Below are 14,519 nucleotides of genomic sequence, written 5' to 3'. Positions count from 1 at the left end.
CCGCGCCCGGCTGGCCCGCGCCCGGCTGGCCCGCGCCCGGCTGGCCCGCGCCCGGCTGGCCCGCGCCCGGCTGGCCCGCGCCCGGCTGCCCCGCGCCCGGCGGCGGCTGCGCGCCCGGCGGCGGTTGCGCGCCCGGCGGCGGTTGCGCGCCCGGCGGCGGCTGCGCGTCCGGCGGCGGCTGCGCGTCCGGGTTGGATGACGGCTGCGATCCCGCGCCTGGCAGCGGCGAGCCTGGGCCTGGCGACGGCGGCGATGGCGCCCAGATCTGCGCCTCCAGGCCACCCTCCGGAGCCGGTGCGAGCGTGAAACGGCCGCCGGACGCCTCGATCAGCACGGTGACGATCGACAAGCCGAGGCCGGCGCCGTCCACGTTCTGGGCGTCCGGGGCGCGCCAGAAGCGCTCGGTTGCCAGGCGACATTGCTCCTCGGTCATGCCGGGGCCGGAATCCCGTACGGAAATCAGAACACCACCGTCGGAAGCCGCCGCGGAGACCTCGACCCGGCCACCGGCCGGCGTGAACTTGAGGGCGTTGTCGATCAGGGCGTCCAGCGCCTGATCGAGAGCGGTCGCCACGAACAGCGCGGGCAGCGGCGAACCGGGGACGACGACGTCCACCTTGATGTCGCGCCGATCGATGAGCGGCCGCCATGCCTCGACCCGCCCGAGCGTGCCGGCCACGGCATCGACGACCGAGACCTCGTGCCGTCCCCGCTCGGCGCGGGCCAGCGCGAGCAGACCGTCCAGCACGTCGGCGAACCGATCCGTCTCGGCCAGCGCGAGCGAGTGGTCGTCGCGGGCCGCGTCGTCCGCGAGCCGGCCGCCGAGGTCCTCGATCCGCAGGCGCAGGACCGTCAGCGGGTTGCGCAGCTGGTGACTGGCGTGCGCCACGAACGATCGCTGCCGCGCGAGCGACTCGGCCATCGCGTCGGCCATCTCGTTGAAACTCGCCGACAGCCGCCGCAGCTCCGGCGGGCCCAGTCCGGGCTGGACCCGCGCCGCGCTGTCGCCGCCGGTGATCTCGTGCGCGGCCGCGTCGAGCCGGGTGACCGGCCGCAACACCCACCCGGCCAGCCAGTACGCGGTGACCACGCAGATCGCGACCGCCAGCACGCCGCCGAGCCCCAGCGCGGTCCAGGTCAGCACGATCGAGGCGCGGCTGTGCCCGGTCGGCGAGGCGGTCAGCACGATGCCGAGCACCGCGCCGCCGTCGCTGACCGGCACCGCGACGATCAGCCGCTGCGACTGCCACGGCCAGACCGTCGATGGCGTGCTGACCTGCCGGCCGGCGAGCGCGCCGCGGATCGTCACCCCGGCGTCGGTGACCGGCGCGCCGAAGACGCTGAGCACGCGCTGATCCTGGTCGACGAGCATGGTGGCGATGCCGTAGAGATCGGAGTAGCGGCGCAGCTCGTCGGTGAGCGACTCCAGCTCGCCGCTGCGCAGGGCCGGTGCGGCCAGCGACGCGAAGCGGGTGGCATCGGCCAGCCGGTCGGCGACCACGCGCTCGGTCTCGCGGTTGGTCAGCGCGACCGCGAACGGGATCTCCAGGGCGAGCAGCACCATGCACAGCAGCAGCACGTAGGTGCCGACCAGCCGGTTACGCACGCCACCTCCCCGTCAGCCGCGAAAACGGAAGCCCGCCGGATCAGGTGCGCAGACGGTATCCCACGCCGCGGACCGTCTCCACCAGGTCGGGGCGGCCGAGCTTCGCGCGCAGCGAGGCGATGTGCACCTCGAGCGTGTGCTTGCCCGACCAGGTGGTCTGCCAGACGTCGAGCAGGATGCGCTCGCGGGACAGCGCCACGCCGGGCTGCCGGGCCAGCGAGGCGAGCACGTCGAACTCCTTGCGGGTCAGCGTGATCGGCGCGTCGTCGAGGTGGACGGTGCGGGCGGCGTGGTCGATGCGCAGCGGCCCGATCTGGGCGATCTCGCGGACCGCCGGGACCTGCCGCACGCTGCGGCGCAGCAGTGCCTCGATGCGGGCCTGCAGCTCGGCCATCGAGAACGGCTTCACCACGTAGTCGTCGGCGCCCACCCGGAGGCCGGTGATCTTGTCGCGTTCCTCGCCGCGGGCGGTGACCGCGATGATGCCGATCTGCTCGTTGCGGGCCCGCAGCGCGCGGCACACGTCGACACCGTCGCCGTCGGGCAGGTTGAGATCGAGCAGCACGAGGTCGCAGGGCGCGGCCTCGAGCGCCGCGGTGGCGGTGGCCGCGTGCTCGACCTCGTAACCGCGGCGCTGCAGCATCGAGATCATCACCGCGCTGACCCGGTGATCATCCTCCACGAGCAGTATCCGCACGGGCGAAATCTACTTCATCCGGGACCTCGCCCCGGCCAGGAGTTGCACCAGGTGGGTGCCGGGGACTCCGGCGAGATCACTCGATTGCGTACGGCAGGAGAACCCGTCGGCGAGGAAGACGTCCCCGGGCTGAGCGTCCTTGAGGGCCGGGAGCAGTTGCTGCTCGGCGACCTGCACCGACACCTCGTAGTGGCCGCGCTCGACACCGAAGTTTCCGGCCAGCCCGCAGCAGCCGCCGAGCCGGACGAGCTCGGCGCCGGCCCGCTCGAGCAGTTTCGCGTCCGCCTCCCATCCCATCACCGCGTGGTGGTGACAGTGCGGCTGGGCGATCACCTTCAGGCCGTCGAGCGAGGGCGGCGTCCAATCCTCCGTACGGGCGAGAAGCTCGGCCACGGTGACGGTCGCGGCGCTGACCTTCCGGGCGGCCTCGCCGTCGACCAGTTCGGGCAGGTCACCGCGGAGAACGCCGGTGCAGGACGGCTCGAGCCCGACGATCGGCACCCCGCTCTCGGCCGCCTCGCTGAGCTGGCCGACGGTTTTGCCGAGGATGCGCTTGGCCGCGTCGAGCTGCCCGGTGGAGATCCAGGTCAGGCCGCAACAGGCCTCTTTCGACGTGACCCGAGGCGCGTAGCCGGCGTCGGTGAGCAGCTCGACGGCCGCCTTGGCGATCTCGGGGTCGAAGTGGTCGGTGAAGCTGTCGACGAACAGCAGGACCGGTTTGCCGCTTTTCGCCGGCTGGCCCGCGAACCACTGGCGGAAGGTCTGGCCGGCGAACGAAGGAATCTTCCGGCGAGCATCCACCCCGGCGGCGAAGAGCGCCATTCTCCGCAGACCGGGCAAAGTGGTCAGCCGATTGGCCAGCCGGGGCATCTTCGACGCGAGGCGCGACCAGCGCGGCAGCCACCCGAGCGAGTAATGCGACCGCGGCCGGAGGCGTTTCCGGTAGCTCTGGTGCAGCACCTCGGACTTGTAGGCCGCCATGTCGATCCCGGTCGGGCAGTCGCTCGCGCATCCCTTGCAGGACAAACAAAGATCCAGCGCATCGTGTACGGCGGCTGAGCGCCACCCGGGAGCAAGGTCGCCGTCGAGCATCTCCTGGAGCACGCGTGCTCGGCCCCGGGTCGAGTCCTTCTCGTCCTTCGTGGCGAGGTACGACGGGCACATCACGCCGCCGAGCACCGTGGTGTCGGCCCGGCACTTGCCGACGCCGGTGCAGCGGTGCACGGCCTGGTTGAAGTCGCCGTGATCGGCGTGATAGGCCAGCGCCAGCCGGGTGCGCACCGGGCGGGCCTGGGCAACGCGGATGTTCGCGTCGACCGGATCGGGCTCGACGAGGTTGCCGGGGTTGAGCAGGTTGCCCGGGTCGAAGGCGTGCTTGATCTGCTGGAACAGCCCGATGGCGGCCGGCGAGTACATCCGGGTGAGCAGCTCGCTGCGGGCGCGCCCGTCGCCGTGCTCCCCGGACAGCGAGCCGCCGTAGCTCACGACCAGGTCGGCTGCGTCCTCGAGGAAGGCGCGGAACTTTCCCGGGCCGCCCGGCTTGTCGAGGGGGAAGTCGAGTCGCACGTGAACACAACCGTCGCCCAGGTGGCCGTACGGCATATTGCTCAGGCCGTGCTGCACGCAGAGTGAGTCGAAGTCGCGCAAATAGGCGCCGATTTTGGCCGGCGGCACGGCCGCGTCCTCCCAGCCGGCGTGGGCGGGAAGCCCAGAGGGCGCCCGGCCCGCCAGACCGGCGCCGTCCTCCCGGATCCGCCACAGGGGTGCCGCCTTCGCCGTGTCTTCCACGATCAGGGTGTCGAGCGCGCCCGACTCCTCGGCCAGACGCCGGGCCTGCTCGCGCGCCTCGCCGAGGTCGTCGCCGGCGATCTCGACCATGAGCCAGGCCTGGCCACCGGGCAGCGGTGGCACCGCGCCGGGCCCGCGGCGGCTGCGCACGACGTCGCAGATGCGCGAGTCGATGCCCTCGCAGGCGGTCGGCTTGAACTCGAGGATCCCGGGGACGGCGTCGCCGGCGGCACCGAAGTCCGGATAGCCCAGCACCACGAGAATCCGGTGTTTCGGGTCGGCGACGAGGCGCACGGTCGCCTCGGTGACGACGGCGAGCGTGCCCTCGCTGCCCACCAGGAACTCGGTGAGGTTGAAGCCGTGCTCGGGGAGCAGGTGCTCGACCGCGTAGCCGGAGACCTGGCGGCCGAACCGCCCGAACTCGGTGCGGCCGACGGCCAGGTTGGCCCCGATGACCTCTCTCAGGGCGCCGGTGATCTTGTCAGCGCCCTCGCTGGACTTTTCCCGCGTGACCAGTCGCTCGCCGTCGATGGTGAGCGCGCTCAGGCCGGCCACGTTGTCGGAGGTGCGGCCGTAGCCGAGGGTGCGCGAGCCGCACGAGTTGTTACCGATCATGCCGCCGATCGTGCAGCGGGTGTGCGTCGACGGGTCGGGGCCGAAGCGCAGCCCGTGCGGCCGGGCGGCGGCCTGCAGGACGGCCTGCACGGTGCCGGCCTGCACCCGCGCCGTCCGCGAGCCCGGGTCGACGTCGAGCACGCGGTTCAGGTGCCGGCTGAAATCGAGCACCACGCCCGGGCCGATCGCGTTGCCGGCCACCGAGGTGCCGGCGCCCCGGGCGGTGATCGGCACGCGCAGGTCGCGGCTCACGGCAAGGGTCGCGGCCACCTCGTCGTCGGACCGCGGACGGACGACGGCCTGCGGGACGACACGGTAGAGAGAGGCGTCGGACGCGTACATCGAGCGGTTGGTCGCGTCATCCAGCACGTCGGCGATCCCCGCCCGCCGCAGTCGGCGCACCAGCTCACTCGACTCACTCATCTGCCCGACCCTTCCAGCACCGCGACCGTCGCCCGACGGCTCCCCGGACGTTACCCAGGGGGTGGGACAGTTTCGCCGTCGGCCCGCGACCGGCCCGCGGCGGTAGGCCTACGGTGAGTCCGTGGCAGTGAACGACCTCGCCGGCCTGATCCGGGACGAGCTGACCGCGGTCGGCCTGCCGGTGCTGGGCGCTGCCCACAGCGACGCCCCCGACCCCGGCGGTGTGCGCCTCCACGTCCGTGACGAGGGAGTCTGGCTGACCTGGCGACCAGGCGCTCCGCTGGAGGCCGCGAGCCGGGCGGTCCTCCGCCGGGGTGCCTTCCGCGGCGACGAGCTCCATCCCGCGATCCGCTTCCGGGACACCGTCACCCAGGCCGTCAACGACGCGATCATGGTGATTCTGCGCGCGGCCGGCTTCGAGGTCCGCACGGAGGCCGACGAGTACCACCACCCGATGGAGCTCCTGGTCGAGTCCCGCCGCGCGGTCCCACACTGGCGCGACCCGATCCCGCCCACACTCGACGGCGCCTCCGGTTTCCAGCCCGGCGTGAAGGTCCGTGTCCTGACCGGCGATTTCGCCGGCGCCGAGCTGATAGTGGCAAGAACCAAAATCAGGTTCGGCACGTACGAGCCGGAGGGTTACCAGCTGCACAGCCCCGACGGCGACGGCCTCATCGACGTAGCCGTCAACGACGTCGAGTTCGCAGCCGACGAGTAACGGCCTTGCTGACCGAACGCGGCCGAGAGCGCACCGCCCATTGCATCTCCGTGCCAGCAAACGACTCGGCCCGGCCCGCATCGCCCGAGTTCTCAGCGACAACGGCTCCTGTCACAAGTCCCGGCCCTGGGCCGACACCTGCGCCGAGGTCGGCGTCGCGGTGAAGAAACCGGCCCTACCGGCCGCAGACCAACGGCAAAGTCGAGCGCTTCCACCGCACCCTGACCGAGGAATGGGCCTACGCCAAGCCCTACACCAGCGAAAAGCCCGACGCAGGGCCCTGCCCGGCCCCCTGCACACCTACAATCACCACCGCCACCACGCCACGATCGGCGGACCACCCGCCAGCCGGCGAGCTTGGCGCGGCTGGCGACGCCGCGGTGGCGTTTGAGGCGGTTGATCCCGCACTCGACGGCGAGCCGCTATTTGTAGATCTCGTCAGCCAGCACCGGGTTCGGGTAGGCGGACGACCCCTGGCCACACCTATGAAACGCGCCCTAGTTCGCCGACGGTTTGCCCAGGTCCTGCCAGCGGGTCTCGGTCATGTTCACGCCGTGGCGCTCGGCGGCGCGCTTGATGCGGCGGAAGGCTTCCTCGCGCTCGGCATCGCTCACGTCGCGCACCTGGTCGAAGCGGGCGATCGCATTGCGCACGTGGCTCGCGTCGGTGAGCGGCTCCTTGCGCTCGCGCGGGAAGGCGAAGCTGCTCTCCGGAAGCGAGTTGCGGTCGTCGGCGTCCAGTTCGTTGGTCATGCTCGTGGGTTACCCACCCGCGCGTCGATCATGCCCGTCTCAAAACTACGTGCACTAGTGAACCTTTCCCTCCGGCGGTTCGTACCTGAAGCCGAAGGGGAGGTCATCGATGATCCGTACGTTGCTCGCCGGCGGGGCCGTGCTCGCGGTCCTCGCCCTGTTCCCGGTGCCGGCGCAGGCGGACCCGGGTGTTCAGCTCAACGCCAACGACATGGCCCTGCTCAACGGCGTACGCCAGGCGGGGTTGTGGGAAATGCCGGCCGGGCAGATGGCCGCGCAGAAGGGCAGCAGCGCCAAGGTGCGCCAGGTCGGCCAGGCCATCGCCGATCAGCACGTCAAGCTCGACCAGCTGGTCACGGACGCGGCGAACGCGCTGGGCACGAGCCTGCCGCAGACGCCGACCGCGCAGCAGCAGGGCTTCCTCAACCAGCTGCAGGCGGCCACCGGCCCGCGGTTCGACCTGCTGTTCGTCACCCTGCTGCGCGGCGCGCACGGCAAGATCTTCCCGATCATCGGCGCGGTGCGGGCGGCCACCCGCAACCCGATCGTGCGCAAGCTGGCCGACCAGGCCAACCAGTTCGTCATGAACCACATGCAGATGCTCGAGAGCACCGGGCTGGTCCAGTACGAGCGGCTCCCCCCGGCGGCGATGCCACCGGCCCAGGACCTGTCGACGCTGGGCATGGCCGAGGCGAACGCGGGGGTGAAACCGCCGTTCAGCCCGCTCGTGCTCGGGATGCTGCTGATCGGCCTGCTCGGGATCGGGGCCCTGGCCAGCGTCCGCATCATGCGGTCCCGCCGATAGCCTCATGGGCGTGACGTTCGATCCGCCGGTTCTTTCCGCCTCGGAGAACGAGGTCGTCGGCGCGCTGCTGGCGGTCAGCCGGGTCTTCGTCGGCGTGGCCGCGCGGTCGATCGCCGAGCTCGACGACGAGGTGACGCTGCCGCAGTTCCGCACCCTGGTCGTGCTGGTCTCGCGCGGCCCGCAGCGCATCGTCGACCTGGCCCAGGAGCTGTCGGTGACCTCGTCGACCGCGACCCGCATGTGCAACCGGCTGGTCGGCAAGGGCCTGGTCGCCCGGGTGTCCCGCTCGTCCGACCGCCGCGCCGCCTGGGTGACCCTCACCGAGCCCGGCCGCGACCTGGTCGGCACCGTGATGGGCCGCCGCCGCGATCAGATCGCGGCGCTGGTCGCCGACCTGTCGCTGACCCGCCCGCTGGCGTTCGCCGCGACCCTCAGCGCCCTGGCCGAGGCGGCCGGTGAGCTCTCCGACGCGGAGTGGCAGCGCCGCTGGGAAGGTGCACATCTGCACGAGTCTCCGGAATGAAGTCCGGAATGAGCGGCCCCGGCTGGTAGGCCGGGAACGCCGGCGCCGGCACGAACAGCTCGGTCGGAATCCGGTCCCGCCCCCAGCGAGCGCGTAACCGATCGAGCAAACCCATGACAGCTCCGAAAGACGAAGGAAAGAAGCGGTGAACGCAGGGGAACACTAAGCACGCCCCTGGTCACGAGCCTTCCGCCGAACAGCCGCAGCTGATCAACCAACCGGGCCCTGCAGGGCGACCCTCAGCCAGTCCTCGACACCGGCCACGTGGACGGTCGCCCAGGAGCGGGCCAGCTCGGGCTGGCGGCCGGCGATCGCCTCGAGGATCGCGGCGTGCTGCTCCCGGGTCTTCTCGACGGCGCCGGCCTGGGTGAGGCCCCGCCAGATGCGGGCCCGGGTGGTCGGGCCGGACAGACTGTCGATCAGGGAGCAGAGCAGCGCGTTCCCGGCGCCGGCGGCGATCCGGTGGTGGAAGTCGAGATCGTTCGCGACCAGTTCGTCGATGCTCGCGTCGTCGCTGAGGTCGGCCAGAACCTTGCGCAGGGCCTGCACGTCGTCGTCGCTCATGCGCTGGGCGGCCAGGGCGGTGGCGGCCGGCTCGAGGATGCGCCGCACCTCGAAGAACTCCAGCACGGTGTCGTCGCGGTGGAAGTCGACGATGAAGTTGAGGGCGTCGAGCAGCAGCTGCGGGGCCAGGCTGGTCACGTAGGTGCCGTCGCCCTGCCGCACGTCGAGCACGCGAATGAGCGACAGCGCCTTGACGGCCTCGCGCAAGGAGTTGCGGGAGAGGCCGAGGCGCTCGGCCAGGTCGGCCTCGCGGGGGAGCCGGTCGCCCGGGCGCAGGTCGCCCGCGACGATCATCGCCTTGATCTTCTCGATCGCCTCGTCGGTGACAGCCACGCGTTCTCCCTAGTCCAGGCTCAGATCGTAGGTCCGGGCCGCGGTTGCTCCCAGGACCTGTTCCCGCGCGTCCGCGGGCAAGATCAAGATCAACGTCGAGACCCATTTCCCGTACGTCGTCGCGAGTGTGCTGACGGGCCAGTCCGACCCGAACATGAGGCGATCCGCCCCGAACAGCCGCAGCGCCTCCTCGACGTACGGCCGCAGGTCGTCCACGGTCCACGAATCCCAGGACGCCTCGGTCACCAGTCCCGACAGCTTGGCGGTCACGTTCGGGCAGGCGGCCAGCTCCGCGATTCCGGCCGCCCACGCGTCGAACCGGCCGTCCCGGATCGGCGGCTTGCCCAGATGGTCGAGCACGAACCGCACGTCCGGCAGCTCCCGGGCCAGTCCCGCCGCGCCCGCGAGCTGATCGGCCCGGATGACCAGGTCGAAGGCGAGCCCGGCGCCGGCGATGGTCTTCAGCCCCCGCCGCAGCTCGTCCCGGTCGAGATAGCCGGGGTCGCCGATGCCCTGAATCTGCTCGCGGATCCCGACGAGCCGCTCACCGCCCGGCAGCTTCCGGTACCCGCTCAGGATGTCTCCGAGATCGGGAGAGCAGGGATCGGCCCAGGCCACCACACCCGATATTTCGGGAATGTCGACGGCATAGCCGAAGAGTAGTCGCGCCTCGTCGACGTCGCAGCGACCGCCCTCGACCAGAACCGTCCGGTCCACGCCGCTCGCGGCCAGGGCGGCCCGGAGCTCGGCGGGGGAGAAGGTCCGCCGGATCGGCTCGAGGCCGGGTTCGTCGAGCCAGGAGTACCCCTGACCCATCCGCCACAGGTGATGATGAGCGTCAATGATCATGATGCATCCGGTGGATCGGCGGGAATCGGGGCGTCGGAGCGAAGGAGTCCGTCGGCGATCAGTTCCGACCACATCTCGGCCGGCGGGGGCGGCGCGGCGGCCAGAGTGAAGTTGCGCCGGGCCTGCTCCGCGGTCTGCGACCCGATCACGAGCGACCGGACGGCCGGGTGACCCGCCGCGAAGGCCAGCGCCGCCCTCGGCAGCGAAACCCCGTGCCCGGCGCAGACTTTCGCGATCGCCTTCGCCCGCGTGACGATCGAGTCCGGCGCGTCCTCGTAGTCGTAGGGCAGTCCCGCATGCGGATCGTCCACGGCGAGCAGGCCGCTGTTGAACACCCCGGCGTTGAACACCGACACCCCGCGCTTCACGCACGCCGGCAGCAGCGAGTCGAGCGCCGGCTGCTCCAGCAGCGTGTAGCGCCCGGCGAGAAGCACCACGTCGATGTCGGTCTCCGCGACGAACCGATCGAGAATCTCCGTCCGGGTCGATCCGACCCCGATCGCTCGCACGACGCCCTCGGCCCGCAGCGCGTGCAGCGCCGGGTACGCCTCCTCCAGAGCGGGCCGCGCGTGATCCTCCGGGTCGTGGATCAGCACGAGATCGATCCGGTGGAGCCCCAGCCGATCGAGGCTGGCCGTCAGCGATCGCATGACTCCGTCGGCGCTGAAGTCCCACACCCGCCGCTCCGACGCGGGCACGACGAACCCGTCCGGGTCCCGTTCCCCCGCCGTCGACGGCGACGGCACGAGCAGCCGCCCGACCTTGGTGCTGACCGCGTACGAGTCCCGGGGCCGCCCGCGCAGTGCCGCACCCAGCCGTCGCTCGGAAAGCCCGAGCCCGTAGTGCGGCGCGGTGTCGAAGTACCGGACCCCGGCGTCCCACGCGGCCGCGACCGTCGCCGAGGCCGTCTCGTCGTCGATCGCCGTGTAGAGGTTGCCGAGCTGTGCGCATCCCAGCCCGAGCCGCCCGATCACGGCAGCTCCCACACGAGCCGCAGGCCGGTGTCCTTGCCGGAGTAGTCGTCCTCGACCTCGAGCAGCTCGGCCATCCTCTTCTGCCAGGGCACGTTCGCCGGGTGGTCGCGCAGGAACGCTCGCATCCGGCCGTAATCGAGCACCTCGACCACGTGGAACAGGTCGAGCCCGTCCCGCCAGATCTCCCACGACCGCACGCCCGCCTCGCGCAGCGCCCCGTCCAGCTCGCCGGGGATCTGCGCGTGCACTTCCTCGTACGTCTCCTCCATGCCCGGCCTCAGCCGGGTGTGCAGCGCGATGCGGTCCATCTCAGTCCTGCGCCTTGCCCGAGGTCAGCCGGGCCAGGATCAGCGCGGCCAGGATGATCGCGCCGTAGATGGCCTGGATCCACTGGGCCGAGACGCCGCCCAGCGTGAGGATGTTGTTGATCAGGCCGAGCACCAGCACGCCGCAGAGGGCGCCGAACAGCGTGCCCTTGCCGCCGTCGAGGCTGACCCCGCCGATGACCGCGGCCGCGAAGACCGTGAAGATCATGCCCTGCCCCTGGGCGGCCGCGACCGATCCGAGCCGCCCGGTCATCAGCAGTCCGGCCAGCGCGGCGAGCAGGCCACCGATGATCAGCACGATCCAGACGACCCGATCGGTACGGATACCGGCCGCGCGGGCCGCGTCCACGTTCCCGCCGATCGCGTAGACCGCCCGCCCGGCCCGCAGGAAGCTCAGCGCCAGGATCCCGGCCGCGAACAGGATCGCGCAGATCCAGATCGACGCCGGCAGCCCGAGCCAGGTCGCGTTGCCCAGGTAGAGCACCGAGGGCGGGATGTCGAAGAGGTTCTGCCCGCCGGTCAGGCCGATCTGCAGTCCACGCAGGACGATCAGCATGCCGAGCGTGACGATGAACGCGGACAGCCGGAACCGCAGGATCAGCAGGCCGTTGAAGGCGCCGATCACCGCGCCGGTCAGCAGGCACAGCGGGATGGCGAGCGCGGTCGGCCACTCGGTGCCGAGCCCGTGGCTGGCGCTCGGGATGACCAGGCCGAGCGCGAGCGCCGGCGCCAGGCCGATCGTCGACTCGAGCGACAGGTCGAACTTGCCGGCGATCAGGATGATCGCCTCGGCCAGCACGAGCAGCGACAGCTCGGTCTGCTGCTGCAGCACGTTCACCAGGTTGGCCTTGGAGAGGAAGACCGGATCGATGATCGCGCCGACCACCAGCAGGACCACGATGGCGGGCACGAGCGCCAGGTCTCGGAAGCGGGCGAGCCGCAGCCGCGGGCGCGGCTTCGCGGGGGCGGTGGCCACGGTGGGCGTTCCGGTCACTCTTTCAAACCCTCCTCATGAGAAGACTCAGCCCGTACGCCTTCGACCGCACCGATCAAGGAGGCGTCGTCCCAGCCTTTCGGCGCCGCCTGAACGATCCGGCCGTGGAACATGACGAGCACCCGATCGCAATCTCGCACATCGTCGAGCTCATCCGACACGATAAGCACTCCGGTCCCGGCCGCGGCGGCCTTCGCGACCGCGGCCAGCAACGACTGCTTGGACCGCACGTCGACCCCGGCGGTCGGGCTGACCAGCACCAGCGCCTTCGGGTCGCTGGCCAGCGCGCGGGCCAGCACCACCTTCTGCGCGTTCCCGCCCGAGAGCCCGCTGACCGGCTGATCGGGGCCGCTGGTGCGGATGTCGTACTCGTCGATCATGGTGGTGGCGGCTTCCCGGCGGCGGGCCGGCAGCGCGATCCCGATCGGGCCGAGCCGCTTGGTGATGGTCATGGTGGCGTTCTCGCCGACCGACAGCAGCGGGACCAGGCCCTCCCTGTGCCGGTCCTGCGGCAGGTAGCCGAGCCCGGCGTCGAGCGCCCCCGGCACGCTGCCCGGCCGGGGGGTCGTCCCGGCGATGGTCACCGTTCCGCCGTCGGCCCGCAGCAGACCGGCGATCGTCTGAGCGAGCGCGTTCTTCCCGCTCGAACCCGATCCGATCAGGCCGACCATCTCGCCGGCCCGCACCTCGAGGCTGACGTCCTCGTACCGATCGGCCAGGGTCAGCCCCCGCACGTCGAGAACGACCGGCCCGTCGTTCGCGTGGCCGCGCGCGGCCGAGGCGACGACCGGCGCGTCACCGGTCATCGCGCGCACGAGGTCGTCGTGCGGCAGCTCGTCCACCGGCGCGGTCAGCACGTGCCGCGCGTCGCGGAACACGGTCACGCGCTGGCAGACCTCGTACACCTCCTGGAGGTGATGCGAGATGAACAGGAACGTGACCCCGGAGGCCCGGAGGTCGCGCATCCGCTCGAAGAGCCGCTCGATCGCCGCGGCGTCGAGCCGCGCGGTCGGCTCGTCGAGAATGATGAATCGTGCGCCGAACGAGAGAGCACGAGCGATCTCGACCAGCTGACCCTGCTCGACCGTGAGGTCCCCGGCGACGGTGGCCGGGTCGATCGCCACGCCGTACCGGTCCAGCAGCTCGCCGGCCCGCCGCCGCAGGCCCCGCCAGTCGATGAGGCCGCGGCGGCTCTGCTGGCGGTTGAGGAACAGGTTCTCGCCGACCGTGAGCGTCGGGATGATCGTCGACTTCTGGTAGACGCAGGCCACCCGCTGCCGCCAGCCGTCCCGGTCGGCGAGGGGTGGCGCCGGCTCGCCGTCGAACGTGACCACCCCGGTGTCGGCCCGTTGCAGGCCGGTCAGGATGGACACGAGCGTCGACTTGCCGGCGCCGTTGCGTCCCACGAGCGCGTGAGTCTCACCGGTGGTCAGCGCGATGCCCGCGTGATCGAGGGCGGTGGTCGCGCCGTACCGCTTGGTGATGTTCTCCGCGGTCACCGCCGTCATATCTGGTTGCCCCACAGGGTTTTGTCGTCCACGTTGTCCTTGGTGACCAGGGGAGCGGCGAGCTGGTCCTCGAGGTTGCCGTTGCCGACGTCCACGATCGTGGAGTCGTGATCGGTCGGGCCCGGCTGGAACGTCTTGCCGTCGAGCGCGGCCTTCGCGTAGAAGAGCGCGTACTTGGCGTACAGGTCGGCGGGCTGGGAGACGGTCGCGTCGATCTCGCCCTTGCGGATCGACTCGTACTCCTGCGGGATGCCGTCGTTGGAGACCGCGAAGATGTGCTTCGGGTCGGTCGGCGGCACCAGCAGGCCCTTCGACTTGAGCACCTGCAGCGTCGGCGCCAGGAAGACGCCGCCGGCCTGCATGTAGATGCCCTTGATGTCGGGGTGCTGGGCGAGCCGGGTCTGCAGGGCGGCCGCCGCCTTGGCGCCCTCCCACTCGGTCGGCTCGGCGAAGACGGTGATGCCCGGGAACTTCGACTTCATGCAGTCGGCGAACGCCTCCGAGCGGTCCCGGCCGTTGATCGACGACAGCGAGCCCTGGAACTCGATGACCTTGCCCTTGCCGCCGAGCTTGTCGCCGAGGAACTCGCAGGCCTTCTGGCCGTAGGCGCGGTTGTCGGCGCGCACCACCATGAACACCTTGCCCTTGTCGGGGCGGGTGTCCACGGTGACCACCGGGATCTTCTTGGACTCGAGGGTGGTGAGTGTGGAGGCGATCGCGCCGGTGTCCTGCGGCGCCATCACGATGGCCTTGGCGCCCTGGCTGACCAGGGCCTGGGTGTTGGCGACCAGCTTCGCGACGTCGTTCTGCGAGTTGGTCGGCGGCATCATGTTGATGCCGAGCTCCCCGGCGAACTGGGGAACGTACTTCGCGTAGGAGTTCCAGAAGTCGGAGTCGGCCCGGGGAAGGTCGACGCCGATCGGGGGCTTGCTGTTCCCGCCGGCGGCGCTGCCGGTCGAGCTGTCACCGCACGCGGCGGCGGTCGAAAGGATCAGGACGGCGGCGAGCGCCGATCGGAATTTGTACCTCATCGTGGTCCTCGAT

At 71.2% G+C, this 14,519-nt stretch carries 14 protein-coding genes and 2 pseudogenes; 5 read left to right on the top strand and 11 right to left on the bottom strand.

The window, feature by feature from the left end:
- Positions 1 to 10: 10 nt before the first annotated feature.
- Complete coding sequence (locus A3CQ_RS64010) at positions 11 to 199, top strand: hypothetical protein (protein ID WP_369076487.1); 189 nt, start codon at positions 11 to 13, stop codon at positions 197 to 199.
- A gap of 39 nt (positions 200 to 238) precedes the next feature.
- Here A3CQ_RS64010 and A3CQ_RS52145 read toward each other — a convergent pair.
- The 3 genes and pseudogenes from A3CQ_RS52145 to A3CQ_RS0109390 form a co-directional block, all read right to left on the bottom strand.
- Positions 239 to 1,606: pseudogene (locus A3CQ_RS52145) on the bottom strand (sensor histidine kinase); the annotation flags it as partial.
- Between the two features lie 40 nt (positions 1,607 to 1,646).
- Positions 1,647 to 2,303: a response regulator transcription factor gene (locus A3CQ_RS0109395; RefSeq protein WP_020510676.1), complete on the bottom strand. Its 657-nt coding sequence runs from the start codon at positions 2,301 to 2,303 to the stop codon at positions 1,647 to 1,649.
- A 9-nt stretch (positions 2,304 to 2,312) separates the two neighbouring features.
- On the bottom strand, positions 2,313 to 5,129 hold the full coding sequence (locus A3CQ_RS0109390) for an FAD-binding and (Fe-S)-binding domain-containing protein (protein ID WP_020510675.1): 2,817 nt from the start codon (positions 5,127 to 5,129) through the stop codon (positions 2,313 to 2,315).
- 121 nt (positions 5,130 to 5,250) lie between these two features.
- On the opposite strand from A3CQ_RS0109390, the gene A3CQ_RS0109385 reads away from it, so the two are divergent.
- Together A3CQ_RS0109385 and A3CQ_RS62625 are read left to right on the top strand one after the other, a co-directional pair.
- The gene (locus A3CQ_RS0109385) at positions 5,251 to 5,847 is read left to right on the top strand and encodes a hypothetical protein (protein WP_157295555.1); all 597 of its coding nucleotides are present in this window, start codon (positions 5,251 to 5,253) and stop codon (positions 5,845 to 5,847) included.
- A 79-nt stretch (positions 5,848 to 5,926) separates the two neighbouring features.
- Positions 5,927 to 6,238, top strand: a pseudogene (locus tag A3CQ_RS62625) (integrase core domain-containing protein); the annotation flags it as partial.
- A gap of 106 nt (positions 6,239 to 6,344) precedes the next feature.
- On the opposite strand, the gene A3CQ_RS0109380 reads toward A3CQ_RS62625, so the two are convergent.
- Positions 6,345 to 6,599, bottom strand: coding sequence for a DUF6582 domain-containing protein (locus tag A3CQ_RS0109380; protein ID WP_020510673.1), 255 nt, complete (start codon positions 6,597 to 6,599; stop codon positions 6,345 to 6,347).
- A gap of 109 nt (positions 6,600 to 6,708) precedes the next feature.
- Between A3CQ_RS0109380 and A3CQ_RS0109375 the strand changes: the two genes are divergently transcribed.
- Positions 6,709 to 7,404 (top strand): DUF4142 domain-containing protein, encoded by a 696-nt coding sequence (locus tag A3CQ_RS0109375; protein WP_020510672.1) that lies wholly within the window; start codon positions 6,709 to 6,711, stop codon positions 7,402 to 7,404.
- A 10-nt stretch (positions 7,405 to 7,414) separates the two neighbouring features.
- A complete protein-coding gene (locus A3CQ_RS0109370) occupies positions 7,415 to 7,927 on the top strand; it encodes a MarR family winged helix-turn-helix transcriptional regulator (protein WP_157295551.1) in 513 nt (170 codons plus the stop codon).
- 210 nt (positions 7,928 to 8,137) lie between these two features.
- On the opposite strand, the gene A3CQ_RS0109365 is transcribed toward A3CQ_RS0109370, so the two are convergent.
- From A3CQ_RS0109365 to A3CQ_RS0109335, 7 genes are read right to left on the bottom strand one after another with little or no spacing between them, the layout of a single operon-like run.
- Complete coding sequence (locus A3CQ_RS0109365; RefSeq protein WP_020510670.1) at positions 8,138 to 8,824, bottom strand: FadR/GntR family transcriptional regulator; 687 nt, start codon at positions 8,822 to 8,824, stop codon at positions 8,138 to 8,140.
- 9 nt (positions 8,825 to 8,833) lie between these two features.
- A complete protein-coding gene (locus A3CQ_RS0109360; protein ID WP_026205489.1) occupies positions 8,834 to 9,673 on the bottom strand; it encodes an amidohydrolase family protein in 840 nt (279 codons plus the stop codon).
- Positions 9,670 to 10,647: an aldo/keto reductase gene (locus A3CQ_RS52140; RefSeq protein WP_020510668.1), complete on the bottom strand. Its 978-nt coding sequence runs from the start codon at positions 10,645 to 10,647 to the stop codon at positions 9,670 to 9,672. Before A3CQ_RS52140 ends, A3CQ_RS0109360 begins: the two co-directional genes overlap by 4 nt.
- Positions 10,644 to 10,955 carry an L-rhamnose mutarotase gene (locus A3CQ_RS0109350; RefSeq protein WP_020510667.1) on the bottom strand — a complete coding sequence of 104 codons (312 nt, stop codon included), beginning with the start codon at positions 10,953 to 10,955 and terminating at the stop codon, positions 10,644 to 10,646. Before A3CQ_RS0109350 ends, A3CQ_RS52140 begins: the two co-directional genes overlap by 4 nt.
- A gap of 1 nt (position 10,956) precedes the next feature.
- The gene (locus A3CQ_RS0109345; protein ID WP_020510666.1) at positions 10,957 to 11,967 is read right to left on the bottom strand and encodes an ABC transporter permease; all 1,011 of its coding nucleotides are present in this window, start codon (positions 11,965 to 11,967) and stop codon (positions 10,957 to 10,959) included.
- Complete coding sequence (locus A3CQ_RS52135) at positions 11,964 to 13,475, bottom strand: sugar ABC transporter ATP-binding protein (RefSeq protein ID WP_020510665.1); 1,512 nt, start codon at positions 13,473 to 13,475, stop codon at positions 11,964 to 11,966. The genes A3CQ_RS0109345 and A3CQ_RS52135 overlap by 4 nt, the downstream gene beginning before the upstream one ends.
- On the bottom strand, positions 13,472 to 14,506 hold the full coding sequence (locus A3CQ_RS0109335) for a sugar ABC transporter substrate-binding protein (protein ID WP_020510664.1): 1,035 nt from the start codon (positions 14,504 to 14,506) through the stop codon (positions 13,472 to 13,474). The genes A3CQ_RS52135 and A3CQ_RS0109335 overlap by 4 nt, the downstream gene beginning before the upstream one ends.
- Positions 14,507 to 14,519: the final 13 nt, after the last annotated feature.

Source organism: Paractinoplanes globisporus DSM 43857, assembly GCF_000379645.1.
In the GTDB taxonomy this organism is placed as follows: Bacteria; Actinomycetota; Actinomycetes; order Mycobacteriales; family Micromonosporaceae; genus Actinoplanes; species Actinoplanes globisporus.
Note: the sequence above shows the minus strand (reverse complement) of the source record. Positions and strands in the feature narration are given on the sequence as shown.